A 26,233-nucleotide genomic window follows, 5' to 3' on the forward strand; every position below is an offset into this window, starting at 1 on the left:
TGCGCTTCAGGCGACCTTCGCCGGTTCCGGTAACAGATGTTTCACACCGCCAAGCAACCCGTCCAGCGCCGCCCCATCAAGGTCGCGCAGAGGCGCGCGCATTGTGCCGCCGCCGGGAAACCCCAGGTGGTTCATCACGGCCTTGGTGGCCGGATACAGCGTGCGCCCCTCGGAGGTGAACAGCTCGGTCAGGGCGATCCCGGTGCGTTGCAGTGCCCAGGCCTGATCCATTTTGCCCGCTTTGGTCAGATGCCACAGGTCAAAACACCCCGGCGCCCAGACGTTCGGGAAACAGTCGATCAGCCCGTCCGCCCCAGCCAAAGTTGCCGGAACCCCGAACATCGAGGATGGCCCGCAGAACACCCGGATACGATCCTGAACCCGGTTCAGCGTGTCCTGAAAATTGCCCCAGTCGCCACTGCTTTCCTTGATCGCCACCGCGTTGTCGAGGTCGGCGAGGATGTCGGCGCGCTGGGGCGTAATCGCATTCCCCGCGTTTCCGGGGATGTTGTAAAGTACGATGGGCAGCACGGATTTCGCACTTACGGCTTCAAAATGCGCCACCAACTCGCCCTCGGTCAGATGCGCGAAATAGGGCGGCAGGACCAGAACGCCGTCGGCCCCGGCCTCTTTCGCGGCGTGAATTTGATCGATCACTTCGGACGGGGTAATCGCCCCGGTGCCGATAATCGCGGGGCCGCGTCCGGCGCAGGTGTCGACGGCCAGTTTCGCCAGCCGGGCGCGTTCCTCGAACGACAGCGACCAGAATTCGCCGGTGCAGCCCGCCGCGACCATGCCGGTCGCACCGGCGTCGAAAAGGCGTTCGATGTTGGCGGTAAATCCCGCTTCGTCAATGGTATGATCTGCGTGAAACGGTGTTGTCACGGCAGGCATTGCGCCGGCCCAGTCGATGGAGTCTCGGTTCACGATATGGCCTCCTTCAAATGCGGTTCGCCCCCCCGGCGCGTTCAGGCGTGCGCCTGTTGGCCCTGCGGCGAAGAAATGAGCTGTGTCGGGATCAATGCTGAACTGAATGGCCTCGCCGGTTTTCCAAATGTTCTGTGCAGGCGCACGGCCCGTCAGGCGCAGGTCGTCGGCGATCTTCACGATGACGATATTCTCATGCCCGGTCTGTTCAACCAGTTGCACAACACCGCTGAGCGGCCCACTGCCCAGCGTGATCCCCTCGGGCCGAATGCCCAGGCAGGCCGCGCCCGCGCTTGCCGCGCCCCCCAGGTTGCGCGCCTCAATCGACAGGCCCGGGGCATCGAATTGCCACTTGCCGCCCGACTGGCTGAGGTCGCCATCGACAAGGTTCATCCCCGGCGTTCCGATAAAGCCCGCCACGAAGCGATTTGCCGGTTCCCGGTAGACTTCCTGTGGCGGCGCAAACTGCTGCAACTTGCCGCCCTCCATGATGGCGATGCGATCCGACATGGTCATCGCCTCAAGCTGATCATGGGTCACATAAACCATCGTGCGCCCCAGCCGGGCGTGCAGTTCCACCAGCTCGGCCCGCATGTACCCGCGCAGCTTGGCGTCGAGGTTCGATAGCGGTTCATCCAGCAGGAACACCTTGGGGTCACGCACCAGCGCCCGGCCCAGGGCGACACGCTGCTGCTGGCCACCTGACAACTGCTTTGGCTTGCGACTCAGTAGTTCTGTCAGATGTAATAACTCGGCGGTTTTGGCGACCATCGGCCCACGCTCGGCCTTGGGCACACCGCGTTTCTTCAGCGGATAGGCGATGTTCTGGCCAACGGACATATGCGGATAAAGCGCGTAGGACTGGAACACCATCGCGATGTCGCGCTGCCCCGGCGCAACGTCATTGACCACCCGGTCACCGATCCGAATCTCGCCCGAGGTCGGAAACTCCAGCCCCGCAAGCATACGCAAGGTTGTGGTTTTGCCGCAGCCGGACGGGCCCAGCAGGGACACGAACTCCCCCTGTTGAATTTCAAGATTCAGATCATCCACTGCGGTGAAATCACCGAATTTCTTGTTCACATTGGTCAGGGACACATCGGCCATAGCCTATCCTTTCACCCCGCCCGCACCGAAGCCGCGGGTCAGATAGCTTTGCAGGAAGGCGAAGACGATGATCAGCGGAACACTCATCATAACCGAGGCCGCCATCAGCAACGACCACTCGATATTGAAGGACGAGATCAGCATGTTCATCACCCCGGTTGTCAGGGGCCGCGCCGAGTCCGAATTTACCAGAACCAACGCATAGAGGTATTCGTTCCACGACAGGATAAAGGTGAACAGCGCGGTCGAGATGATGCCCGGCAAAAGCTGCGGCAGGATGATGTCTTTGAACGCCCCAAGGCGCGAGGCCCCGTCCACCAGTGCGGCGGACTCCAGGTCCTCCGGAATGCCCGCCATAAAGGATCGCAGCAACCACAGGGCATAGGGCAGCGCGAAGGTGGTGTAAGCGATCACAAGCGAGGTGATAGTGTTCGACAGCCCCAGTTGCACCAGCATCAGATAAAGCGGCAGGATCAACACGACGGAAGGCAGCAGATAGGTGAACAGCACCAGAAACGCCAAAGTCTCGCGCCCGCGATAGGGGAAGCGGACAAGGCTGTAAGCGCCCACGGTGGCAATGCTGACGACCACCACGGTGGTTGCCGTGGACAAAAGCACCGAATTGCGGAAATAGCGCAGAAAATTCGTCTCGCTCAGCAGTTTCCAGTAATGCTCGAACGTCCAGGTTTCGGGCAGGATGGTGGGCGGGCGGCTGAACAGCTCGGACTGGGGCTTGACCGAGGTGACCAGCATCCAGACCAAGGGGAAAGCCACCATCAGAACGATGGACCAGGCGAATATGTTGAACAGGATACTGCGCAGCTTCATGCGTCATCACTCCGCGTGCGGCGGATATAAAGGATCATGAACACCAGCATGATCAGCATCATGATCACGGCATAGGCCGACGCCATGCCCATCTGGTTCAGCGCGAATGCCTCTTTATAAACCAGCAACGGCAGCGTCTGGGTCGAGGTGACGGGCCCGCCGCCGGTCATCAGGAAGATCAGGTCGAATTCTTTGAAATCCCAGATTGCGCGCAGCATGATGATGACCACCAGAACCTCGCGCAATTGCGGCAGGGTCACATCGAAGAACCGCGCGATCGGGCCAGCGCCGTCAATGCGCGCCGCTTCGTACAATTGATCCGGGATGCTTTGCAGCCGCGCCAGCACTGCGATCACCACGAAGGGGAATTATTTCCAAGCCCCCACCAACACGACCGAGATCAGCGCATTGGGCATCGAACCCAGGAAATCCAGCGGCCAGTCGATCAGACCGGCGGTCATCATCAGGTGGTTCAGGATGCCGTAAAGGTCATTGAACAGCCATTTCCAGACCAGCACGGCAACAACGGTCGAGATGAAATAAGGGAACAGGATCAGTGATCGGGCAAGGCTGCGAAACCAGATGTTCTGATGCAGCACCAGCGCCATGCCAACGCCAAAGATGATCTGCAGGCTGAGGGTGCCGACCGTCCAGATCAGATTGGTGCGCAGGCTGGTCCAGAATTCGCCCTTCGCCAGCAACGTGCGGTAATTGTCGAACCCCACCCAGCCGCCTTCCAGCGTCGGCGTGAAGATCTTGAACATCGACAGATAGATCGCCGATATCAGCGTGTAAACAATGACCGCGCAGAACACCAACACCGTGGGCGCGATCAGCATCAGGCCCAGCATGGAGTACCGGCGTTCGAGCAGGGTTTGTTTTTGCTGGGTCATAGGGTCTCGGTATAGCGGGGCCGCAGCGGGGGGAGAACTCCCAAGCGGCCCCGACAAAAAGGGCGTTAGCCCTTCATGATGCCTTCGATGGTGGCAACGGTGTCACCAATCACGGCGTCGGCGTCTTCGCCGTTCAGCACAACGCGCTGAACCAGGTCGGCGATGGCACCGGATCCGACAATCTCACCCGCTTTGTCGTTCGACGGGTGATCGGCGGATTCATACCCCAGGTTGAACCCACCGGCGGCAGATTCGGCCATCAATTCAACCTCATCCGGGTATTTCTGGATGATCTCGTTGGCCTGATAGTCCGGGTTGTTGTTGATCGACTGCAACACCGGCAGAACGTGGCCCGGGGCCGCGTGAAACTGCTGGATATAGCCTTCGGGATCAAACAGCGAGGCCGCGAAAGCCTTGGCCGCGTCGATATTCGGCGACTGTTTCGGGATGAAGACACTCGGGAAATCGTTGAACGTCCAGGGCGCGATATCCGTCGACAGGCGCGGATAGCGCACGCAGGTGATGCTGTCGGCGATACCGGGATTCTGCGCGTTGGTGTTGCCCAGCACGCGGCCCGTATAAATGCCGGTGGCGGTCGCACCGCTGACGAAGGCGGTGATCGCTTCGCCCCAGCTGTAGTTTGTCGCCCCCGGCGGGCAAAGCTCGCGCATCGAGGCATAGAACTCCAGCGCATCGCGGGTGGCTTGCGTGTCCAGTGCCACGTTCAGATCGGTGTCGAACACCTGACCGCCCGCCTGATGGATCACGCCAATGAAGATCAGCGAGGTCATCGAGTTGCGGCCATAGGGCAGCGGCGCACCAAAGATGCCGCCCTTTTGCATCGCCTGACAGGCCGCGCGCAGCTCGTCCCAGGTTTCCGGGGCCTTGTCGATGCCCGCCTCAGCCATCAGGTCGGTCCTCAGCCAGCACATATTGGCCGCCGAATTACCGATGCCAGTGCCCACGAAGTTGCCGTCAGCGGCTTTGAACACGTCATTTGCACCGGGGAAGTAATCATCCGCGCCGATGGCCTCGATCACATCGTTGAAAGGCTCAACCAGCCCGTTGGAATAATAGGTCTGGATCGCAAATGACGGCAGGTGCGTGACGATATCGGGCACCTCACCCGAAGAAAACGCAGCCGCCAGTTGCGGGGCATAGCCTTCGTCCGATGTGGTTTCGAACATGACCTTGATGCCGGGGTTCGCGGCTTCGAAATTCGCGATCTGGGTCTCATAAGCGGCGACCTGCGCCGGCGCGCTTTGCGGTGACCACCAGCGCAGCGTGGTTTCCTGTGCGGCGGCCCGCATCGGTGCGGCGGCCAATGCCGACGTTGCGGCAAATCCCTTAAGGGCTGTGCGGCGTGTCAGACCGTTTCTGCGGTTGGATGAGTGGTTCATTTTTCGCCTCCCTGGCATTGAAATGTTCACATAGCGCACTCTTGTGCGATATAACACCCATATCACCGAGTCGCGCAAGACCGTATTTTGGGAATCTGCGTATCGGAAAGACTGTACTTGCACCGCAAAACGTGATTGCGAACCGGCGCGACGATCAGGGAGTGAACCTATGGCCGAGAAAACGCTGCAAGATCACAAAAAAGCCGGGGCCGATTCGGCCACCACGGCGCCGCGATCCGGGTTGATGACGGCCTCTCCCGATAAGAATGCCGAGGGCGAGGCAGGCGGGCTGAACCCGCGCGACTACGTCAGCTCTCTGGCGCGCGGGCTAGAGGTTTTGCGCGCCTTCAATCGCACCAGAAGCAAGATGACCCTGTCGCAGGTGGCCGCCGAAACCGGCAACACACGCGCCGGGGCGCGGCGCATCCTGCTGACACTGGTGCAGGAAGGCTATGCCGTTGCGGACGGCAAGCTGTTCGACCTGACCCCGCAGGTGCTGGAACTTGGCTATTCCGTCCTGTCGTCCAAAGGCGCCTGGGATATCGCGCGACCCTTCATTGACGACCTGTCCGAAGATATCCGGGAATCGGTCTCGGCCGCGGTTCTGGACAATTTCGACGTGGTCTATGTGGGTGGCGCCCAATACCACCGAGTGATCAGCGTCGGCATCTCGGTCGGGGCGCGCTATGCGGCACATGCAACCGCCAATGGCCGCGTATTGCTGGCCGCCCAACCGGCGGAAAACTGGCCCGGAATGTTGCAGAACATTCCGCTGACCAAGTTGACCGACCACACGATCACCGACCGCGTCGCCTTCGGCGCCGAGCTTGAGCGTGTGCGCGACCAGGGCTGGTCCCTTGTCAATCAAGAGCTTGAGGTCGGCCTGATGTCCATCGCCGTCCCGCTGCGCAATAGCGCCGGAGGGCTGGTCGGCGCGATCAACGTCGCAGTGCCGACCCTGCGGATGACCGTGGTCGAGATGGAACAGCTGATCCTGCCGAAACTGCTGGCAACGGTGTCGAAGATATCGCAGGCGCTGAAGCATTAGCGGCGTATCTGTCGGAACAGCCCTGTCGCCAGACAGAACGCCAATCCTTAGCAGGGCGCGCGCCGGACCGGCGGGCTGGCTCTGCACTGGGATATTGGCATGATTTATTCGTCAGTTTCGGCCGTCAACTCGATTGTATGCGCGTGGCTCTGACCAGCGCCTGACCGGTGGGGCCGGTCCGGCGCGCGCCCTGCGCCTTTGGCGCGCAGCGGGCGCAGCAAATTACAATAGCGTTTCAGATATTCAGTTAGGCGCTTTTTGGGCTCACTTCAAAAATCGCACCGGGCTGAACTGCGCCAGATCGTGGCGCTGCGCCGCCCCTGTCACACAAACCGCTGCCATCTGCGCCACCAGCGGCCCCAGCGTGTAGCCTGCGTCGCCGGGCACCGCCATCACCACCCGCTCGGTCCTCGGCAGCGGGCCGATCACCGATGCGCCGTCCACAGTCGTGTTCATCCCCGCCCAAGTCCGGATCACCCTGAGCCCGCCAATCGCGGGCGCCAGCCGCCCTGCCAGCGCCACGTTACCCAGCAACGAATCCGCCTGCACCCTCGGCACCACGCGCTCACCCTCGCTGCACGCCTCCCAACCGCCACCGATCACGATCTGACCACTGGAAAACTGCTTCAACGTGATCGAGCGTTCGGCATGCTGTACAAGGTGGCTGATCTGGGCGCTGGCCGCCTCGGTGATATTCATATGCAGTGGTTCCTGCCGCGTCGGTATGCGCGCTTCCGGCACCAGCGCGCCCGCCCCCCAGGCCGCCGCGATGACCACCCGATCGGCGCGATAGGTCACCCGCTCTCCTACCGCCACGATGCCTGACGCGGATACCTCCAGCCCGGCGATCCAGTCCTGAACCAGCGATACCCCCAGCGCGCGCGCCCTGGCGCCAAGGCGCGCATTCGCGACCAGCGGGTTCAGCTTCCCCTCATCATGGCACAGCTCTGCGCCGACGATTTGCGGCCCCAGCCACGGCGCGATCCGGTCCAGTGCTGCACGGTCCAGCAGGTCCACCCGCAGCCCCTTGGCCACCTCACGCCGCGATTTGCCTTCCAGAAACCGCATCTGGTCGGCACTTTCGGCCAGCATCAGCCCGCCTTTGCGTACTAGTTCGAACGGTCCGAGTTCCGCATCCAGTGCCACCCATTCGTCCGCCGCAGCCTTGTAGAAGGGCAGCGAAGCTTCGATATTCGGCACCTGATCGGGGTAAAGCCGCATGAACCGGCTTTGCATCTGCACATGCAGACTGCCCGCATTGGCGGTGGATCCGGCATTCACCGCAGCATCGACCAGCGTCACCCGCGCGCCTGCTTCGGCCAGCCTGATCGCGCTGATCTGCCCGACGATCCCGCCGCCGATGACCAGAACGTCAGTCGGCGCCATCCAACGCCTCTTGCGCGGCAAGGATCGCGGCGATGCTGACAGGTTTGATCGGAACGCGCGGTGCGAAATAACTACGGTCGTCAATCGGCGCGCCCGTCGCCGCTGCCACCAGCCGCGCCGCGACGGGGCCGCAATACCGCCCCTGACAGCGTCCCATCCCGACCCGCGTGGCGCGCTTAAGCGTGCCCATATGCCCCGGCGCTTCGGTCAGGCCCGCGCGCGCTGCGCCAAAACTGATCTCCTCACACCGGCACAGGATCGTGTCATCCGGCGTGTCGGCATGGCCGCGTGGAGCTGGTTCATAAAGCTGCCACAACCAATGCTGAAACCGGCGATGGCGACGCAACGCGCGCAGATCTGAGGAGCGGCTGCCCGCGCCATGCCCCAAAGCCGCCGCAGCCGCCCGCCCGGCAATCCGCCCCTCGGCCATCGCCGCCGGGGCGCCGCCCAAACCGGCGCAATCGCCCACGGCATAAAGGCCGGAAACCGAGGTTTCCATCCGGTCATCCCGGGTGCAACGCAAATGCCCGAAGGCCGGATCATAGGTCATCTCGGCACCCAGCAGCCGCAGGATTTCATTCTGCGGCTCGAACCCCTCGTTCATGCAAAGCGCGTCGACGATGACCTCAGTGGTACCATCGCCGTGCTTAAAATTTGCAAGCAGGCGTCCATTGTGCTCCGCGACCTGCATTAGCCGGGCACGATAAAATATTGGTACCATCGACCGGCGGAGCGCTGCCATCATTCCAAGGCCCTTATGGGTCAGCCACGGATTGGCAACCGCCATATTCAACGCCGCCCAAGGCAGGTGCAGGGGATATCGTCCAGCCTCAGCCACCATGACAACCTTCGCGCCACCTGCCGACAACTCCTGCGCGACCTGCAGGTTCAGCGGCCCGGTTCCGCAGATCGCCACACGCTTCCCCGCAAGGCTGCGATAACTGCGCCACAGCGTCTGCGCGGCCCCGGTGGTCATTACGCACGGCAGAGTCCATCCGGGAACCATGCAGGGACGCTCATATGTGCCTGTCGCCACGATCAGGGTTTTCGGGCGCAGGACCAGCGCGGCACCTGCCTGTTCCGCCAGGATCAGCGGGCCATCGAAGGCACCCCAAACCTCGACCCCGCCGAGGATGTCCGCGCCACTGTCCCGCGCCATCCGCCGATTGCTTGAAATACTGCCCGCCGGGCACTTTGCGCTCATCCAGCACAACCACAGACGCCCCCGCCTGGCGCGCCGAGATTGCGGCTGACAGCCCACCGGCACCGCCGCCGATCACCAGAACCTCAGGCTCCATAATGCGCGCCGGGGCGGGGGCCTTGTTCGCCGCCGCCGCGTCCAGCGAGGGGAACGCGACCTGCGTTTCCACCCGCAAGCCGTCCGTCGCCGTTGTCAAACAGGCGCGCACATTCGGCGTTCCATCGACGGTGACAAGGCAGTCCTGACAGACCCCCATGCCGCAGAACATCCCGCGCCGCGCGTCCTTGGCTGTTGCGCGAAATGCGCGAATACCGGCTTCGGTCAACGCCGCCGCGATGGACTGTCCGGGGCGGGTCGCGATGGGTTTTTCATCGAAGGTAAAGCCACCCTCAGCCATCAGCAGCCCCCAGCAACCTGTCCCGTACCGCCACCAGCCGCGCCACAGCCTCGGCCCGCCAGCGGGCGCGGGCGGGCAGGGCCTCTGCGGCGCAGATCGCGCGCCGCTCAGCCTCGACCTTGGTAACCAGGGCGTCGTTCCAATCGACGGTTTCGCCGCGCCCTTCGCCCATGCGTTTGTAAGCTGGACCCATCCGGTCCGCGTGGGCGCGGATACCGCCGGGCGTGTTGAGTTCGGCCGTCTCAAACGGACCAGACAGTGCCCAGCGTGGCCCCAATGCGCCGCGCATCACGCGGTCGATCCCGGCCACATCTGCCACGCCCTCGTCCACCAGACGATACGCCTCGCGCAATACAGCGCCTTGCAGGCGGTTCATCACGAAGCCCTCAACCTCATGCCCCAGGGTGACGCTGACAAATCCGGCGGTTTTGAACAGCGCCGCCGCCCGCCGCGTGGTGTCCGGCAGGGTGCCGGGGGCCGGGGCCAGTTCGATCAGCCGCAGCACCGCCGGCGGGTTCACCGGATGCGCCACCAGACAGCGCGCCTGCTGCGCTGGATCAGGCAGGATCCGCGACATCGGGATCGCTGAGGAGGCCGTGGCCAGGATCGCGTCAGGACCGGTGCGCGCCAGCAGGTCCGCGAAAATGGCTTGCTTGGTCTCCAACCGCTCTGGCCCGCATTCCAGCACCAGATCGGCTGCGCCCAACTGGTCATCTGCGCCCGCCACAACCTCAACCGGGCCATCATTTCCGTGCAAAAGACCGGCCAATTCGATGGCCTGCTTCTGCGCGGCCAGCCCTGCGGGGGCGTCATGTCGGCCACCGGCGTCAGGATCGCTCAGCGTTACCCGCCATCCGGCATCCAAAAAACACGCCGCAAACGAGACACCGATAAAACCGGCGCCCAAAATCACAATTTGCTGAGGATCATCGGCAATCAAGTCCCGACCTTTCGCTTGCAATGGTTCGCATGGCGCACAAAAGTACGCATACTGTCAGGCAATCAGTAACCACACGAATGGACACGCGCAATATGACACCCGCACAGGACTTAGCAGGCCGCCACGCCGTCGTCACCGGGGGCGCAAGGGGTCTTGGCCGCGCCATTGCCACGCGGCTGGCCGCGTCAGGCGCCAAGATCACCATCGTCGATCTGCCCGCGGCGCTGACGGGGTTGCCCGAGGGGTGGGCAGGCACAGCGTGCGACCTCGCCGCGCCCGGGGCACAGGCAGAGATGGAATCCTTGGCGGACAGGCTGGGCCGTGTCGATATCCTCGTCGCCAACGCCGGGCTGGTGCCGCCCTGGCGCGGTGTGGATCGGTTGGACCGGGACGAATGGCAGCATGTCATGGCGGTGAACGTCTGGGGCGTGGCTGCAACGCTGGGCGCATTTACGGCGGCATTGGAGGCTTCCGGCAACGGCTCGGCGATCATCATGGCCTCGATCAACGGCTACAGGCCGCATCCGAAACAGGTGCTTTATTCCGCGTCCAAACACGCGGTGATCGGCATCATGCGCGCCGCGGCGCTGGATCTGGGCGCACGCGGCATCCGGGTCAACGCGCTGGCCCCCGGCGCGATTGCGACCGAGGCCTTGGTCGGGCGGGTTGAGGCGCGCCACGCCGAGGGTGGGCTTCCGCCTGACGAGGCTCTCGGCGCGCTGGCGGCAGAAACCGCGCTGGGCAGGTTGGCGACGGCTGAAGATGTCGCCAATGTGGCGCATTTTTTGGCGTCGGATGCGTCAGCGGGCATGACCGGGTCGGTGTTTCCGGTTGAGGCAGGGTTGGGGTAGACGGCTGCTGCGCGGCAAACCGAAGTGCTAAATCGCTCACGCACAAATGAGTATTGCGCGGTGTTTGCCAAATCTTCCTCTACTGCCCGGAATCAAGCCCGAAGGGCGCCGGGCGAGCGCCTGTCTGCACCCCGGGCAGGCGCTCCTGCGACGTATCGTAACACGCTTATAGCGGTTCGCGTTTTACTTGAGACATCGCATATCAGAAATCGCGTTCTAAATCAGCAATTTGCCGATTGAGAGGCGGAGAACTCTGATTCAGGTTAAACGCGAACTGCTTTAGGTCAGAAATAACGCTGCACGATAAATTGCCCTTCACAAGCGTTCCAGCGCCTCCCCGCAGACAGGCGCTCGCCCGGCTCACTCGCTACTGAAACGGAATCAGTGCTTGCCTAAGCTGCATCCGGGCCGGCGAATGATCAGACCTCCGAATTAACCGCGCCCAGCCCAACCCGCTTCAGCCAGAATGTCGTGGCTGGCCTTGATATCCCCATCCGGATCCGCGCCGGGTTGCAGGGCGTCGGTGATGATCTCCAAAACCGTCACGCCGTCGTATCCGATATCGTTCAACGCCTTGGCCACCGGGCCGGGTTCGACAATGCCGGTCCCCAGTTTTTCATGCTTGAAATCGTCGTAGCCGGAAACCGAGATATGGACGTTCTTGCACAGGTCCCCCAGCAGGCGGATCGCATCGCCCGGGTCTTCCTTGATAAACGCGCCGTTGCAGACGTCGTAATTCACCGCAACCTCTGGCCCGATCAACGCGGCGGTGTCGATCATGTCCTGCACGGTTGGCAAATAGGTGAACGGCACGTTTTCCAGCAACATCTGCACGCCGGTTCCCTCGCAATGCGCCACCAGCGCCTGCATCCCTTCGACAAACCAGTTCAGCATCCAGTCGTGCGGCGGGTTGATCAGGCTGTTCACCGGCCCCGGGATCGCCACGACATAGGGGCAATCCAGCTCAGCCGCGAAATCAATCGCCTCACGATACCGGTCCAGCGTATAGTCGCGCATCAGCTTGTCGACGCCGTTGGGATTGTTGTCCAGCAGCGGGTAGCAGAACGAGGATATTTTCACCCCCTCACCATCCAGCCAGGCCTTATAGTCCTTCCTGGCCGCCGCCGTCAGCTCGCGCGGCCAGCAATGGGGCGGAAAGATCATCAGCTCGAATATGTCATAGCCCAGGTCTTGCAGGTGCTTCATCGCCCCCAGCCCATCGTGGGAATACAGGAACGGGAATGTACTTACTGCCACGTCCAGTTTGGTCATTGCTGAATGTCCTTTCGACTTGTCAGGTTGTGCGCGACATGTTCAATCTACGCACAAATGTTAGTATACCGCACGAAATTTGCGGTTCAAACGGAATGTGAAGGGGCAGCGCCTTGGGCAGCAGGTTGTTTTCGCCATTTGAAATGCGCAGCCTTCGTGTGCAGAACCGGATCACGGTCGCGCCGATGTGCCAGTATTCGGCCACCGATGGCGTCGTCGGCGACTGGCATCTGGCGCATTTGGGCAGCTTTGCCCAATCCGGCCCCGGTCTGATCATCGCCGAGGCGACCGGAGTTGAACCGCAGGGCCGCATCACACTGGGCTGCACCGGCCTTTATGATGACGCGACCGAAGCTGCCTTTGCCCGCATCGTTGCCTTCATGAAATCGGTCGGCGACGGCCGCGTCGGTATCCAGCTGAACCACGCCGGGCGCAAGGGAAGCACCGTCGCCCCCTGGGAAGGCGGCGGCCTGATCGAAGGCGCAGGGGCCTGGGAACCCGAGGCACCCTCCGCCGTCGAATATCTGCCCGGCTGGCCCCCGCCAGTCGCGATGGACGCGGCGGCGCTGGAGCGTGTCAAAGCCGCCTTCGTGCAGGCAGCGCAGCGGGCAGATCGCGCAGGCTTCGATCTGGTCGAACTCCACGTCGCGCATGGCTATCTGCTGCACCAGTTCCTGTCCCCGATCACCAACCGGCGCGGCGATGCCTACGGCGGATCGCTCGAAAACCGCATGCGCTATCCGTTGGAGGTTTTTCAGGCTGTTCGTGACGCCTTTCCAGCCGACAAACCGGTTACGGTCCGCCTGTCAGCCACCGACTGGATCGAAGGCGCCTGGGACATTCCACAATCGGTCACGCTTTGCCGGGAACTGAAGGCGCTGGGCTGCGACATGATCCACGTCACCAGCGGCGGATTGGATCAGCGTCAGAAGATCACCGTCGGCCCCGGCTATCAGGTCGAGATGTGCGCGACGATCCGCCGCAAAGCTGACATCCCCACAATGGCCGTCGGCCAGATTACCGAATCGTTGCAGGCCGAAACGATCCTGTTCACCGGGCAGGCCGATATGATCGCTATGGCGCGCGGCATGCTGTGGGATCCGCGCTGGGCCTGGAAGGCGGCGGTGGCCTTGGGCGAAGAGATCACGCTGCCCGCGCCCCACGCACGCTGCAACCCTGCACTGCGCGCGAAACCCTTCGTGACACGGAAATGACTGATGACTGACCTAACTGGCAAAACTGTCCTGCTGACCGGAGCGTCCAAAGGCATCGGCGCGGCGATTGCGACCTCGATGATCGCGGCAGGCGCGCGTCTGATCGCACATTACGGCGGCGACCGCGCCGGGGCCGAGGCGGCGACGGCTGGCGGAACACCCGGTCAGGCGACACTTCTGCAAGCCGATTTTTCGGATATGGACGCGGTTGATCGTCTGTGGGCCGAAGCGCGCGACGCTGCAGGCGGCCAGATCGACGTTCTGGTCAACAACGCAGGGATCATGCGCCAATCGGGGGGCATCGCGGACCCTGTTGAGGAATGGGATCGTGTCTGGGCCGAGGCGATGGCCGTCAACGTCCACGCCCCGGCGCGGCTGATGCGTCACGCGGTGACCGATTGGCTGGATGCGAACCATCAAGGCGCTGTCATCACCATCGGAAGCTGGGCGGCCAGCCGGGGCACCGCAAACCCCGGCGCGATTGTCTATGCGTCCTCCAAGGCCGCCATCGTGGCCGCAACCAAAACCGTGGCGCGCAACTATGCCGTGCAAGGCATCCTCGCCTACGTTATCTCGCCCGGCGTGGTCGACACGCAGATGTCCGTCAACAGCGCTGCAAAAACCGGCGGGGTCGAGGCCGTCACCGCAACCCTGCCCATGGGCGAATGGGTGCCGCCGTCCGACATAGGAGAGCTTGCCGCGTTCCTGGCAGAATCCCGCGCGCGCCACCTGAGCGGGGCCACCATCGACGTCAACGGCGCGGCCTATATCAGGTGAGAATCTTGCCAGATGCGCCGGGCAGACCTACGCATTTACGTTTTTCCTTGAACCACCCCGGCATCGGCACTTTCGCCCGGCGGCACCGCCGGGCTGCGCCGACCCGCCCCACTGGGTCGGCGCAGCCCTCAGCACATGATGCGTTGCTTTGTGTGGGCGTCCGCTTTCGGCCGATTGTGTTGAAAAACTCCGAAATCAGAGCGTCGCGGATTTCTTGCGAAAACCTATGAAGCGAAATAGTCGGAAAGCTTTGACCACGAGACAGCGCATGGCTGCGCGTGAGCGCATGTAGGCGATTTGGGCCGACCCCCGCGCCAAAAATTTAGGATCGGGCTGCATGGAAAGAAAAATCATCGTTCAGGCCCTAAAACGGAGTTTTTCAACACAATCGGCCAGCCGCACTGCCGTTACAGCGCAGACTTATTCCGCCGCCGCTTTGCGCCCCTCAATCGTGTCCACCACTGTGTCGAGTTTCTCCATCAGCGGCACCATCCGCGCCACCCGTTCGCGCCCCTCGTCCCCGAGGCTTTCGAACGTGGTGATCGGCGCGCGCACGTCGCCCACCGGATGCCCCGCCGCCGCAGCCAGCGCCTTTGAATAGCATTGATGCCCATAAAGCGGATGCCCTTCGGTGATGATCGCATCGAACTTTTGAATGATGCTCTGCACCGCCCAGACGTCATCCCAGCGCCCCTCCATCGCCCAATCGACGAACTTGACCGAGGCGCGCGGGATGTAATTGCCATAGGGGTTCACGTATCCGACCGCGCCCATCTTGAAACTCTCCAAAATCTGCTGCCCGGCCCAGACGTTCATCAGCCCGTCGCTTTCAACGATGATCGCATGAATACGCTCGATCCGCTGGCTGGCTTCCTTGATGTAGCGGATCTGCGCGAAGGATTTCGTAAGCCGCCCGACCAGCTTGGCCGACATATCCACACGGGACGTGAACGGGTTGTTGTAAAGCATGATCGGCAGGTCACAGCCGCCACAGATCGCCCGGTAATATTCGAAAATCTCATCCTCGGTCGGGGTGTAGTAATAGGGCGGAATGATCATCAGGCCATCCGCGCCCAAGGCCTCAGCCTCGGCAGAATAGCGCACGGCGTTTGGCGTATAGGCGTTCATCGTGCCGACCATCACCTTCATGCGCCCGGCCACGTATTTCACCGTTGCGTCCACGAATGCGGTGCGCTCCGCATCGCTGATCGTTAGGAATTCCCCCGTCGTGCCCAGAATGATGATCCCCGGCACGCCCGCCTCGACCTGCCAGTCGAGGAAGCCCTGCCACGCCTCATAATCAATTTCGCTACCGCCGGGTGTGAAGGGGGTGATGGTGACGGTATAGCTGCCGTTGTTAATCATGGGGCTGTCCTTTGGAGCGGGCGATGAGGGGCGAAACAGATGTTCTGATCATCGGCGGCGGCATCGCCGGGCTGATGACCGCGTGGTATCTGGCTGGTGAGGGCGTCGGCGTCACGCTGGTCGAAGCGGGCGACCTTGGCGCGCAGGCTTCGGGCGCGAACGCCGGATCGCTGCACCTGCAACTGCAATTTGCCGAATTCGTCGGCTATGGCGAAGACTGGGCGCGGGCGTATGCGCCGACTTTGCGGTTTCTGGCCGGGTCCATCGACCTGTGGCAGGGCCTGTCCAGCGCGCTGGGCGAGGATCTGGACGTCAAAGTCGCAGGCGGTGTCATCGTCGCCCAGACCGAGGCGCAGATGGACCTGATCCGCGCCAAGGCAAAGATCGAGGCCAGCGTCGGCGTGATCACCGAAACCCTCGGGCGGGAGGAATTGTTGCGCATCGCGCCCTACCTGTCCGGCAAGGCCATCGGCGGCGGTTTCTGCGCGCATGAGGGCAAGGCCAACCCCCTGCGCGCCACGCCCGCCATGGCGGCGGCGGCGGTCCGAACTGGGGCCGAAATCCGGCGCAACACCCGCGTGACCGGGATCGAGGTTCTGCGCAGCGGCTTCGACGTGACCACCACGCGCGGCACGATCCGCGCAGGCCGTGTGGTCAACACAGCAGGCGCTTCGGCGGCAGAGGTCGCTGCGATGGTCGGCTTGCAGATCGACCTCAAAGGCTTTCCGCTGCAAGTCACCGTGACCGAGCCTGTTGCCCCGATCATCCCGCACCTTGTCTATTCCGCTGCCGGAAAACTGTCGCTGAAACAGGCCCCGAATGGCGGTTGTATCATCGGCGGCGGCTGGGCGGCGCGGGAACGCGCGGGTGGTGGGCTGGCCAACAACCCGGCGAATTTCGCCGCCAACATGGGCGTGGCCGCCCATGTCGTCCCCGCAATGGGCCGCGCCCGCGCCCTGCGCAGTTGGACGGCCTGGGTGAACGGCACCGACGACTGGCGACCCATTATAGGTGAGGCCCCCGGCGTCCCCGGCTACTACCTCGCGTTGCTGCCCTGGGTCGGCTTCACCGGCGGCCCGATGACCGGACGTGTTGCGGCCGATCTGGTGCTGGGGAGGAAGCCGTCGGTGGCGTTGGCGGGGGTTTCGGTGCTGGCGGATTGAGGTCAGCGAATTCACATCCCTTCGTTTGGCTTGTCCGCCATTGAAAAGCTCAGGTCGGTCCATCGCCTCAAGCCGCACCCGACGCCTTGCCCGCGCCCGCAACCTTGCGCTGATACGCCCGCCAGGTCATCGCCCAATTCTCAGGGTCCTCGAAGGCGTCGCCCTTCAATTGTGCCACTGGCTGATTATGCGGCGCGGTCTTGACCAGCTCGGGCGTTTCACACGCTTCCTTGGCAATCTGCGCCACGACGCGGATCCATTGGTCGAGGTCTTCCTTGCTCCACAGCTCTCCGGCCTCTGGCGTAAACGGCTCCGCCACGATCCAGGGTTCGTGACTCATCCACCAGGGGTCGATCCCGTAATCCGCCATCCGGTTGGCGAAATCGACAGTGCCGACCCCGGTTTCTTCTGACAGAGGCCCCAGCGACCAGCGGGTCATTTCCATCCGCCGATCCCCGATACCGGGGTTGGAAATCTCCAGCCCCTCAATCTCAGCCAGTTTCTTGTCCATATAGTTGTTCGCCACGACCGAGATATCGGCGGCCAGCTTGATCCCATCCGCCCCCATCGCCCGCGCCCAGGCATAGGCTTTGACGACCTGCGGGACGTTGCCCCAGAACTCCCGCACCTTGCCTGCCGATTTCGGGCGGTCCTGATCCAGAACATACCGCTCGCCGTCCTTCGCGACCACCGGACAGGGCAGATAGGGGGCCAGATCATCAGTGCAGCCAAACGCGCCCACCGCCGGACCGCCGCCCGCCTTCGGCGCTCCAAATGTTTTGTGCAGCATGAACATGCAGGCATCGAACCCAAGCTCTCGCGCGCTGAGCCGCCCCATCACCCCGTTGAAGTTGGCATGGTCGTAAAAGCACAAGGCCCCTGCGGTCTTGGCCACCTTCACCCATTCTTTGATCTCTGGATTGTAAATGCCCATGTCATCAGGATTATTGATCATGATAAGGGCGGTCTTTTCGCTAACCGCAGCCTTCAGGGCGTCAAGCGACGGATATCCGTTTTCTTCAAGTGGCAGGTTCACCACGTTGAACCCCGCCGCCGCTGCGGTCGCCGGATTGCAGGGGTGCGCCTGAACGGATGTCACCATCTCGGTCCGCTGCCCCAACTTGCCCCGATCATCCCAATAGGCCCGCGCGACGGCGGCCATGGTATAGGCCGCATCGGCCCCGCCACCGGCCTGGAAGATGAACTGATCCATGCCCGACAGGTTTTGCAGAATGCCGTCAAAATCATGCAGGATCTCCAGCACGCCCTGAAGCGTATCGGGGTGCTGATAGGGATGCACCTCGGCCAGTTCCGGGCGCAGGGTGGCGTATTCCGCCGTCTTCGAATTGTACTTCATCGTGCAGGTGCCAAACAGGCTGACACCCATCATGCCCAGCGTCATCTGCGACAGGCGGAGGTAATGGCGCTGCGCTTCAAACTCGGTAATCTCGGGCAGGGCGGGGCGGTCTTTGCGGGCCATGGCGGCGGGGATCAGGTTGTCGCCGACTGCTGCGGCGACGTCTGGATCCGGGGCTGGGAACAGCTGACCGCGCGCGCCGGGGCGGCCGATCTCGTACACGACGGGCTCGTCCCATTTGGCGGCGTGGAATTCGGGAAGACGGGTCATGACAGCACCTCACGCATCGTTTTGGCAAGTCGGCGGATGTCGGCGGCGGAATGCACCTCGGTCACGCAAAACAGCGCCGATTGGCCCAGCGTCGGCTCCTCGCCCGAGATATCCTTGCCGCCGAAAATTCCACAGGCGCGCAGGGCGTCGTTGATGTCTGCCACGCTGCGCCCGGTGTCATCGAAATTGACGACAAACTCCTTGAAGGTCGTGTCCGGCCAAACGATCCGCACGCCGGGAATGTCGCCCAGCAGCTTGGCGGCATAGCGCGCGTTCGCCACGATCAGGCTGCCGACTTCGCGAAACCCCTCTGGCCCCAGCAGGCTCATGTAGACCGCCCCGGCAATGGACCACAGGTAGGTCGAATTCCCGGTCCAGTCCTTGCCGTGCTCGCGCATCCCGTAGGAGTTCTGGTGCGGCACGGCCAGGCCAAAGCCACGCTGACCCGGTTCAACCGTTTCCGCAACCGAGACCAGGAAGCCGTTGTATTCATGTACATATCTTGGTTCGCCACGCGACGCGATGAAGCCGCCCACGCCGCCACCGCAATGCATGTGCACACCCAGCGGCTGCACCGGCCCAGTCACGAGATCCGCCCCGTAATCCCCCGGCGCAACCAATACGCCCAGGCTGATCGGATCGACCCCGACGATGGTTTCCGCCCCCGCCGCGCGGGCCAGTCTGGCAATCTCTGCCGCGCCGGTTTCGATGGTCCCGAGGTAGGCGGGATTCTCGAAATAGACCGCCGCCACATCATCCCCCAGCTTCAATCTCAGATCGGCCAGGTCCAGCCGCCCGCTGGTAGGGTCGGCGGCGACGGTCACAACCTCAATCGCGCCCGCCATGCTGTCGGGCTGGCAATAGGTCCGGATCACCGACAAGCGTTCGGGATCGGACAGCTGCGGCACCAGCACCTTGGCCCGCCCGGTCATCCGCGCTGCCATGCGGATCGCGTGACCGCTGGCGCAGCCCCAGGAATACACCGGCTGCTGCACCACATCGAGGTTCAGCAGCGCGCCGAGTTGCGACGCAAACTCGAACCACGCCTGATTGCGCCCGTGATCGGACTGATAGCTGCCCCAGACATTCGTCGCGAACTCGGTCCGTCCGATGATTTCGTCAACGATTGCAGGGACATGGTGTTGCCAGACGCCCGCGCCGAGGAAATTCAGATTGCCTTCGCAATCCTCGTTTTTCTTTAGCTTGCCGACCAGATCGCGCTTCAACTCCATCTCAGAGTTCAGCGTCGGCGGCAGGTCCAGCGGGGTGGTGCGATAATGATCGTCGGGGATCTGTTCGAACACATCCTCGACCGAGGACGCCCCGATCTCATCCAGCATCGCCTGAAGCGCGCCGGGGGCCGACAGGGCCATCCATGGGTGGGCGCGGGGTTAGGTGGTCATTTCAGGCCTCCAATCGGTGCGAATCTGCCCCGTTTCTGCATCTGTATTTCAATTCTGCACAAAAGTTCGCATATCGCACAAAATGAATCAACGCAGGAATCACCCGGCGCGAATCCGCATCATCATCTGGCGTCCCGCACCTGTCTGAACCCGGATGAACCCGGCCAGCGCCGCGTCAAGTTCGGCGTCCCCGGTGTCGACCCAAAGATGCGCCTGGGCCAGCATCTTCAGCTTGCCCTCGGTTGCCAGAACGATCAGCCCATCCCGCCCGGCGCGGCGGATCAGCGCGGCACTGATCTGTTGATTTCCCCGCCCCAGCAGAAATCCCTGCTGGCCAGTCACACCCAGCACGATCCGCACGTCACGGCCCTGGGAAAGCGCGTTCAGTTCATCCGCAGGGGCATCGCGCGCGACGACCTTCCGGTTCAGAACCGCGTCCGTTCCCAGCAGGGTCGGCGCATCCCCCAGCGCCTCAATCACGGCCCCGGCGCTGCTGCCCGGCCCGATCACATAAAGCGTTTCCGGGTCCATCCCCGCAGCGATTTCAACCGCTGCCGAGGCCAATGCGGCGCTCGCGTCCAATCGAGGGCCGCCCTTGGCCGCCTGCATCCGGTTGCGCGCCACCGGCACAAGCGCCAGCCCATACAGGCGCGGCGCAAGCGTTCCGGCGCGCAGGGCCGCTTCGTCGATGTCCATCACCTCGGCGCTGTTGTCCCAGGCTACGCGATCCGGGTCGGTCAAGATATCGGCAAGCAGGGCCCCGGCGGCCCCCGGCGTCACCGCAAAAACGCCCGAGTGCATTTTGACGCCACAGGGAATGCCCAGCATTGCGGTGCCCTCCGGCAGTGCGGCGGCGATGTCGCGGGCGGTCCCGTCGTCGCCGGCAAAGACGATCAGGTCAAGCGGCGGCATCGCGTCCAGCGCGGCACGAGTATCACGCGCCGTGCCAGTCGGGGTGGGGGTTGTGACAGGCCGGATCGCCAGGTCGAGGCCGTCCAGACAATCTGCGCCAAGCGGCCCGTTTGCGGCAAAAAGTGTGGCACCCGGCACCCGGTGTGCCAACCGCTCCAGCGCCTGCCGCGCCCGCAGGCCAGCCTTGGGCGTGCCGCCACGGCGCAAGGCCTCGGCCATGGTGTCCGGCCCGTCAGTGCCTTTCAGCCCGACACTGCCGCCAAGCCCGGCGATGGGGTTCACGATAAGGCCGATACGCATGCAGCCATTCGGTCAAATCCGCGCGCCGGACGCAAGGGGGATCACTTGGGGCGGATGTGTTTGGCCTGAAATGGACCCAGAACCTGCGGCCCGATCACAGGCGAATTTCGACAAAAAAACCGACCTCCGCGAAACTCTTGCGCCCAGATCCGGCCAAAACACGCCGACCTGCGGGCAGCGATCGGCAATCTGAATTTGATACGAGCCTCCACGCTGGTGTAGCGTGACGGTGCGCAAGCCATCGCCTGCGCACTTCACGAAGGGGGCCTACGCGTGATCCGATTTCTTTGTGCTGTATCCGCACTGCTGCTGGCAGCCACGTCTGTGGCCGCCCAGACCACAACCATCTGTCAAAACCACTTTGCCGCCTCGATGCATGCGGTTGCTGAACCGTTAGAGGCGAACACAAAATCCTATGCCAATGGCGCGATCCGCGTCGTGCGCATGGATGTCGGCGCGCCAGCATGCTGTCCGGAATATTTGGTCGTTCTGCACCCCGCAGGGTCCGGCCCGGATGAGCAGTTCCGCAAATGCACCCTGGTGTCGATGGAAACCGACCTCGGGTTCAGCCGGATCGAATTCGCAACGCATTCGGCGTCATATGATCCCGCACGCGGCCTGACGCTGAGTTTCATTGTCGAGATTCCGCACGGAAACACCGTGTCGCCCGGCGGGCTGGACGTCACGATCAATCAGGCGACGGGCGAGGTGACGCTTCAATAACCTCGCGGCCAAAACGCGCGTCGCGCGACGTGTCCTGATATCATTTGCGAAACCTGCATGCCGCCGCGCCGATTGGCGCGACTCCCGCCGCTGGCGGGTCACGTGTTGCCAGACACAGTGGCGTCGGTGTCATGGCAGATGCGGCGCGCTTGAACAATTGCGCGCCATCATCGACTTGATTTTCCCACCCCGCCGGGTCAGCAAGCGTGCATGATCCTTGGCATCGGCACCGACCTTGCAAATATCGAACGAATTCAGGGCACCCTGGATCGTTTCGGTGACCGGTTTCGCAACCGCGTGTTCACCGATGTTGAACAAAAAAAGGCCGAGCGTCGCGCCGATGTCGCAGGCACCTATGCCAAACGCTGGGCCGCGAAAGAGGCTTGTTCCAAAGCGCTGGGCACCGGCCTGAGGATGGGGATCGCCTGGAAGGATATGTCGGTCAGCAATCTTGCGACCGGTCAGCCGGTTATGCATCTGACCGGCTGGGCGGCCGAGCGCCTGGCCGGCATGACACCCGCCGGGTATGAGGCCCTCGTCCACGTTACCCTGACCGACGATCACCCCTGGGCCCAGGCCTTCGTTCTGATCGAGGCACGCCCCTTGCCCAAGGCCGGGGACAACCCATCAGCTTGACTCGGGCAGCACCGCCAACCATGTAGCAGCGGAACCAAAAAATAGGGCAGGGCAGGTATGTTCAGCAAGGCCGAAGCCACGGGCGGCATCATCGAAACAGTGAAGACCGTCGTTTGGGCGCTGGTGATCGCTGGCATCTTCCGCACGCTTTTCTTTCAGCCGTTCTGGATTCCGTCAGGTTCAATGAAAGACACGCTGCTGATCGGGGATTTCCTGTTCGTCAACAAGATGGCCTATGGCTATTCGCAATACTCCTGCCCCTTCGGAATCTGCCCGATATCGGGCCGGATTTTCGGCAGCGAGCCAGAGATGGGCGATGTCGTGGTCTTTCGCCACCCGGTCACCGGTTCGGACTTCATCAAGCGCGTCGTTGGCCTGCCCGGCGATACGATCCAGATGAAGCAGGGTCTGCTGTACATCAACGGCAAGGTCGCCCCGCAAGAGCCCGCGGGACTGTTTGAAGAAGTCCTGGAACTGCAAGGCCCGGCACGAAGTCAGCCGCGGTGCTCAAACTCGACCCCCGGACTGGGCGCTATTTGTGAGAAAGAGCGCACGCTGGAAACACTGCCCAATGGTGTCGTGCACTCGGTCCTGAACATCCAGAACGGCCGCAGTCTGGATGACACGCCGGTCTTCACAGTGCCCGAGGGGCATTATTTCTTCATGGGCGACAACCGTGACAATTCCACCGACAGCCGGGTCAGCCAGAATGCGGCCGGGGTGGGCTTTGTTCCCATCGAAAACCTGATTGGCCGGGCGGACCGGGTCATGTTCTCGTCCGCGGGCAAGTCGATGCTGTTCTTCTGGACCTGGCGGTCGGATCGCTTCTTCGAGAAGATCATTTGAAGATATCGGCCGAGCTTTCCGCCTTTGGCGCGCGCCTGGGCCATCGCTTCGCCGACCCTGCGCTGCTGATCGAGGCGGTGACCCATCCGTCGCTGACCTCGGCGACGCGGGCGGACAATCAACGCCTGGAATTTCTGGGCGACCGGGTTCTGGGGCTGGTGGTGGCCGAGGCTTTGCTTGCAGCAGATACCGGCGCCGCCGAAGGCCAGCTGGCGCCGCGGTTCAACGCGCTGGTGCGCAAGGAAACCTGCGCCGGGGTCGCGCAGGACATTGATCTTGGGGCGGTGCTAAAGCTTGGCCGCTCGGAAATGATGTCGGGCGGGCGGCGCAAACAGGCGTTGCTGGGTGATGCGATGGAAGCGGTGATTGCAGCGGTGTATCTGGACGCCGGGCTGGATGCGGCGCGCGCCGTGATCCTGCGCCATTGGCAGGGGCAGATCGACACGGTGCGCGATGATGCGCGCGATCCGAAGACGGCGTTGCAGGAATGGGCACAGGCGCGCGGGTTGGGACGGCCGGAATACGCATTGATCCGGCGCGACGGACCAGACCACGCGCCGACCTTCACGATCGAGGCGCAGCTGGCCGACGGACAGTCCGAACAGGCCAGCGCGCCATCGAAACGACAGGCGGAACAAAAAGCGGCAGAGGCACTGCTGGCGCGGATCGGAACGGAATGAACGACGATACCAAACAGCTGCGCGCGGGCTTTGCGGCCCTGATCGGAGAACCGAACGCCGGAAAGTCAACTCTGCTGAACCGGATGGTCGGGGCCAAGGTCAGCATCGTGACCCATAAGGTTCAGACCACGCGGGCCCGCATTCGCGGCGTCGCGGTCGAAGGCGCGACACAGATCGTCTTTGTCGACACGCCGGGCCTGTTTGCGCCGCGCCGCCGTTTGGATCGCGCTATGGTCGCTGCCGCATGGGGCGGGGCGGCGGATGCGGATGTGGTTGTCCTGCTGATCGAGGCGCATCGAGGTATGACTGCCGGGGTCAAATCGATCCTCGAAAACCTGGCGGATCGGATTGGCAATCGCCCCGTGGCGCTGGCAATCAACAAGATCGACCGGGTGCGCGCGGAAACCCTGTTGGCGCTGACCAAACAGATGAACGAGGCATTCGCGTTTGCCGAAACCTTTCTGATCTCGGCCGAAAAGGGGCATGGCGTCGATGATCTGCGAAGCTGGCTGGCCGGGGCGTTGCCAGCGGGGCCGTGGCTGTACCCGGAAGACCAGATCGCCGACCTTCCAATGCGGATGATAGCGGCCGAGATTACCCGCGAAAAGCTGACCCTGCGCCTGCATCAGGAACTGCCCTATCAGTTGACGGTCGAAACCGAGAACTGGGAGGATCGCAAGGACGGGTCCGTCAAGATCGACCAGATCGTCTATGTCGTGCGTGATGGCCACAAAGGCATCGTGCTGGGCAACAAGGGCGAAACGATCAAGGCCGTCAGCCAGGCAGCGCGGGCTGAAATTGGCGAACTGCTGGACCGCACCGTACATCTGTTCCTGCAAGTGAAAGTGCGCCCCAACTGGCTGAACGAGGCGGAACGCTTCACCGAAATGGGCCTGGATTTCCGGGATGGCGGATGATGCGGCTGACGGCGGATTTCTGGGTTCATGCCTATCTGACGCGGCTACGCCTGGCCGACATCCCGGCCTTCGTGACGGCCAAAGGCGACGCGACCGCCGGGGCGGTTCTGGTCAAACTGAACACGCTGGACGGGCAAGCGCGGTGCTTTCAACGCAGCTTTGATCTGATGAGCGGTGAACGCACCTGGATCGTGCTGGCCGAAGGGGACGAGGCCGAGGTGGACGCCGCATTGGAACGCCAGAAGTCGTTCGATCCCGACCTCTGGGTGATCGAGGTCGAGGACCGCGACGGACGGCATCTGCTGGAAGAGCCGGGGTTGGCGGAATAGGCGGACGTTTGATCAGGCGTTGGCCTGCCGCGGACGTTGGCAGATCATCCCCGCGCCCGGTGCGCGCCGTAAGGCGCAGGGCGCGCGCCGGACCGGTCCCGCCGGTCAGGCGCTGGTCTGAACTTGGCGCGTCCAAGCGAGTTGACGGCCAAACTTGAGCCATAAATCATGCAAACTCTATGGCGCAGCGCTAGCCCACCGATCCGGCGCGCGCCTTGCTTGGGTTAGGTGTGCCAACGCCCGCTTCAGCCCAATTCTGCCTTCTGCACTTCCAACCCCAACAACCTAGCCATAGTTTGACGGCATGATTTTCAGCGTCTTCCCCACAGCGCCCCATGGCCATTGACTGGCGCGAAACCGGCACCCTTCTGGCGGTGCGGCGGCATGGAGAGAATGCGGCCCTGATCGAGGCTTTCACCCGCGATCAGGGCCGCCATGCCGGGATCGTGCGCGGCGGAACCTCGCGCCGGCTTGCGCCGCATCTGCAACCCGGTGCGGTGCTGGACCTGCATTGGAGCGCGCGCCTGGAAGATCATCTGGGCAGCTTCACCGTCGAACCGTTGCGCGCGCGCGCCCCGGCTGTGCTGGGCAATAAACTGGCGCTGGCCGGACTGAACGCAGTGACCGGGTTGCTGGTCTTTGCGCTGCCCGAACGCGAACCACACCCAGATCTGTTCGACCGGTCCGAGGCGCTTCTGGACTCACTCGATGAGTCCAGTTGGGCGCACGGCTACCTGCTGTGGGAACTGGCGCTGTTGGAGGAGATGGGCCATGCGCTGGACCTGTCCGTCTGTGCTGTGTCGGGCATGACCGAGGGGTTGGCCTATGTCTCGCCCCGGACCGGCCGGGCGGTCAGCAGGATCGGGGCGGGCGACTGGTCGGACCGTCTGTTGCCCTTGCCGCCCTGCCTGCTGGGCGCGGAGCCCGAAGATCGCTCCGAAATTCTTGCCGGGTTGCGCACCACGGGCCATTTTCTGGAAACGCAACTCGCCCACCACCTTGGCCGCCCGCTGCCCCCGGCGCGCGGGCGGTTTGTCGTGGCCCTGTCGCGCGCCGGATAAGGGGCACGAATAGAAGAACTTCATGCCTCC

At 63.1% G+C, this 26,233-nt stretch carries 27 protein-coding genes; 13 read left to right on the top strand and 14 right to left on the bottom strand.

Going from position 1 to position 26,233, the window contains the following annotated elements:
• Positions 1-6 precede the first annotated feature (6 nt).
• From GKR99_09945 to GKR99_09965, 5 genes are all read right to left on the bottom strand, one after another.
• Positions 7-2,034: an ATP-binding cassette domain-containing protein gene (locus GKR99_09945; GenBank protein ID NKB27846.1), complete on the bottom strand. Its 2,028-nt coding sequence runs from the start codon at positions 2,032-2,034 to the stop codon at positions 7-9.
• Positions 2,035-2,037: 3 nt separating this feature from the next.
• Positions 2,038-2,862 carry an ABC transporter permease subunit gene (locus GKR99_09950; protein ID NKB27847.1) on the bottom strand — a complete coding sequence of 275 codons (825 nt, stop codon included), beginning with the start codon at positions 2,860-2,862 and terminating at the stop codon, positions 2,038-2,040.
• The gene (locus tag GKR99_09955) at positions 2,859-3,221 is read right to left on the bottom strand and encodes an ABC transporter permease subunit (GenBank protein ID NKB27848.1); all 363 of its coding nucleotides are present in this window, start codon (positions 3,219-3,221) and stop codon (positions 2,859-2,861) included. The genes GKR99_09950 and GKR99_09955 overlap by 4 nt, the downstream gene beginning before the upstream one ends.
• Positions 3,222-3,230: 9 nt before the next feature.
• Complete coding sequence (locus tag GKR99_09960; protein NKB27849.1) at positions 3,231-3,755, bottom strand: hypothetical protein; 525 nt, start codon at positions 3,753-3,755, stop codon at positions 3,231-3,233.
• A gap of 65 nt (positions 3,756-3,820) precedes the next feature.
• A complete protein-coding gene (locus GKR99_09965; GenBank protein NKB27850.1) occupies positions 3,821-5,173 on the bottom strand; it encodes an extracellular solute-binding protein in 1,353 nt (450 codons plus the stop codon).
• A 226-nt stretch (positions 5,174-5,399) separates the two neighbouring features.
• Here GKR99_09965 and GKR99_09970 point away from each other — a divergent pair, with 226 nt between their 5' ends.
• Positions 5,400-6,203: a helix-turn-helix domain-containing protein gene (locus GKR99_09970; GenBank protein NKB27851.1), complete on the top strand. Its 804-nt coding sequence runs from the start codon at positions 5,400-5,402 to the stop codon at positions 6,201-6,203.
• A gap of 264 nt (positions 6,204-6,467) precedes the next feature.
• On the opposite strand, the gene GKR99_09975 is transcribed toward GKR99_09970, so the two are convergent.
• Genes GKR99_09975 through GKR99_09990 form a run of 4 tightly spaced genes read right to left on the bottom strand, consistent with a single transcriptional unit; the run spans position 6,468 to position 10,148 of the window.
• Positions 6,468-7,589, bottom strand: a complete 1,122-nt coding sequence (locus tag GKR99_09975) for an FAD-dependent oxidoreductase (GenBank protein NKB27852.1) — start codon at positions 7,587-7,589, stop codon at positions 6,468-6,470.
• A complete protein-coding gene (locus GKR99_09980) occupies positions 7,576-8,793 on the bottom strand; it encodes a hypothetical protein (GenBank protein NKB27853.1) in 1,218 nt (405 codons plus the stop codon). The genes GKR99_09975 and GKR99_09980 overlap by 14 nt, the downstream gene beginning before the upstream one ends.
• Positions 8,606-9,187, bottom strand: coding sequence for an FAD-dependent oxidoreductase (locus tag GKR99_09985; GenBank protein ID NKB27854.1), 582 nt, complete (start codon positions 9,185-9,187; stop codon positions 8,606-8,608). The genes GKR99_09980 and GKR99_09985 overlap by 188 nt, the downstream gene beginning before the upstream one ends.
• Complete coding sequence (locus GKR99_09990; protein ID NKB27855.1) at positions 9,180-10,148, bottom strand: 3-hydroxyacyl-CoA dehydrogenase; 969 nt, start codon at positions 10,146-10,148, stop codon at positions 9,180-9,182. The genes GKR99_09985 and GKR99_09990 overlap by 8 nt, the downstream gene beginning before the upstream one ends.
• Between GKR99_09990 and GKR99_09995 the strand changes: the two genes are divergently transcribed.
• Positions 10,148-10,978, top strand: coding sequence for an SDR family oxidoreductase (locus GKR99_09995; protein NKB27856.1), 831 nt, complete (start codon positions 10,148-10,150; stop codon positions 10,976-10,978). The two genes, GKR99_09990 and GKR99_09995, sit on opposite strands and share 1 nt — an antisense overlap.
• A 432-nt stretch (positions 10,979-11,410) precedes the next feature.
• On the opposite strand, the gene GKR99_10000 is transcribed toward GKR99_09995, so the two are convergent.
• Complete coding sequence (locus GKR99_10000) at positions 11,411-12,250, bottom strand: TIM barrel protein (protein ID NKB27857.1); 840 nt, start codon at positions 12,248-12,250, stop codon at positions 11,411-11,413.
• Between the two features lie 113 nt (positions 12,251-12,363).
• Here GKR99_10000 and GKR99_10005 point away from each other — a divergent pair, with 113 nt between their 5' ends.
• From GKR99_10005 to GKR99_10015, 3 genes are all read left to right on the top strand, one after another.
• Positions 12,364-13,464, top strand: a complete 1,101-nt coding sequence (locus GKR99_10005) for an oxidoreductase (protein NKB27858.1) — start codon at positions 12,364-12,366, stop codon at positions 13,462-13,464.
• A gap of 3 nt (positions 13,465-13,467) precedes the next feature.
• The gene (locus GKR99_10010) at positions 13,468-14,241 is read left to right on the top strand and encodes an SDR family oxidoreductase (protein ID NKB27859.1); all 774 of its coding nucleotides are present in this window, start codon (positions 13,468-13,470) and stop codon (positions 14,239-14,241) included.
• A gap of 148 nt (positions 14,242-14,389) precedes the next feature.
• Positions 14,390-14,533 (top strand): hypothetical protein, encoded by a 144-nt coding sequence (locus GKR99_10015; protein NKB27860.1) that lies wholly within the window; start codon positions 14,390-14,392, stop codon positions 14,531-14,533.
• Between the two features lie 128 nt (positions 14,534-14,661).
• Here the strand turns inward: GKR99_10015 and GKR99_10020 are convergent, their stop codons facing one another.
• Positions 14,662-15,606: a dihydrodipicolinate synthase family protein gene (locus GKR99_10020; protein NKB27861.1), complete on the bottom strand. Its 945-nt coding sequence runs from the start codon at positions 15,604-15,606 to the stop codon at positions 14,662-14,664.
• Positions 15,607-15,629: 23 nt separating this feature from the next.
• Here GKR99_10020 and GKR99_10025 point away from each other — a divergent pair, with 23 nt between their 5' ends.
• Positions 15,630-16,769 carry an FAD-dependent oxidoreductase gene (locus tag GKR99_10025; protein ID NKB27862.1) on the top strand — a complete coding sequence of 380 codons (1,140 nt, stop codon included), beginning with the start codon at positions 15,630-15,632 and terminating at the stop codon, positions 16,767-16,769.
• Positions 16,770-16,836: 67 nt separating this feature from the next.
• Here GKR99_10025 and GKR99_10030 read toward each other — a convergent pair whose 3' ends face one another.
• The 3 genes from GKR99_10030 to GKR99_10040 form a co-directional block, all read right to left on the bottom strand.
• Positions 16,837-18,396 (bottom strand): aminotransferase class V-fold PLP-dependent enzyme, encoded by a 1,560-nt coding sequence (locus tag GKR99_10030; protein ID NKB27863.1) that lies wholly within the window; start codon positions 18,394-18,396, stop codon positions 16,837-16,839.
• Entirely contained in the window at positions 18,393-19,769 is a 1,377-nt protein-coding gene (locus tag GKR99_10035) for an aminomethyl-transferring glycine dehydrogenase subunit GcvPA (GenBank protein NKB27864.1), read from the bottom strand. Before GKR99_10035 ends, GKR99_10030 begins: the two co-directional genes overlap by 4 nt.
• A 129-nt stretch (positions 19,770-19,898) precedes the next feature.
• Positions 19,899-21,011, bottom strand: coding sequence for a hypothetical protein (locus GKR99_10040; protein NKB27865.1), 1,113 nt, complete (start codon positions 21,009-21,011; stop codon positions 19,899-19,901).
• A 273-nt stretch (positions 21,012-21,284) separates the two neighbouring features.
• Between GKR99_10040 and GKR99_10045 the strand changes: the two genes are divergently transcribed.
• From GKR99_10045 to recO, 7 genes are all read left to right on the top strand, one after another.
• The gene (locus GKR99_10045) at positions 21,285-21,734 is read left to right on the top strand and encodes a hypothetical protein (protein ID NKB27866.1); all 450 of its coding nucleotides are present in this window, start codon (positions 21,285-21,287) and stop codon (positions 21,732-21,734) included.
• Positions 21,735-21,944: 210 nt separating this feature from the next.
• Positions 21,945-22,370 (top strand): holo-ACP synthase, encoded by a 426-nt coding sequence (locus GKR99_10050; GenBank protein ID NKB27867.1) that lies wholly within the window; start codon positions 21,945-21,947, stop codon positions 22,368-22,370.
• Positions 22,371-22,427: 57 nt separating this feature from the next.
• Complete coding sequence (gene lepB / locus GKR99_10055; protein NKB27868.1) at positions 22,428-23,216, top strand: signal peptidase I; 789 nt, start codon at positions 22,428-22,430, stop codon at positions 23,214-23,216.
• On the top strand, positions 23,213-23,896 hold the full coding sequence (gene rnc / locus GKR99_10060) for a ribonuclease III (GenBank protein NKB27869.1): 684 nt from the start codon (positions 23,213-23,215) through the stop codon (positions 23,894-23,896). Before lepB ends, rnc begins: the two co-directional genes overlap by 4 nt.
• Entirely contained in the window at positions 23,893-24,813 is a 921-nt protein-coding gene (locus GKR99_10065) for a GTPase Era (protein ID NKB27870.1), read from the top strand. The genes rnc and GKR99_10065 overlap by 4 nt, the downstream gene beginning before the upstream one ends.
• Positions 24,810-25,142: a DUF1491 family protein gene (locus GKR99_10070; protein NKB27871.1), complete on the top strand. Its 333-nt coding sequence runs from the start codon at positions 24,810-24,812 to the stop codon at positions 25,140-25,142. The genes GKR99_10065 and GKR99_10070 overlap by 4 nt, the downstream gene beginning before the upstream one ends.
• Before the next feature lie 341 nt (positions 25,143-25,483).
• The gene (gene recO / locus GKR99_10075; protein ID NKB27872.1) at positions 25,484-26,203 is read left to right on the top strand and encodes a DNA repair protein RecO; all 720 of its coding nucleotides are present in this window, start codon (positions 25,484-25,486) and stop codon (positions 26,201-26,203) included.
• The last annotated feature ends 30 nt before the right edge of the window (positions 26,204-26,233 follow it).

Source organism: Paracoccaceae bacterium, from assembly GCA_012103375.1.
In the GTDB taxonomy this organism is placed as follows: domain Bacteria; phylum Pseudomonadota; class Alphaproteobacteria; order Rhodobacterales; family Rhodobacteraceae; genus WLWX01.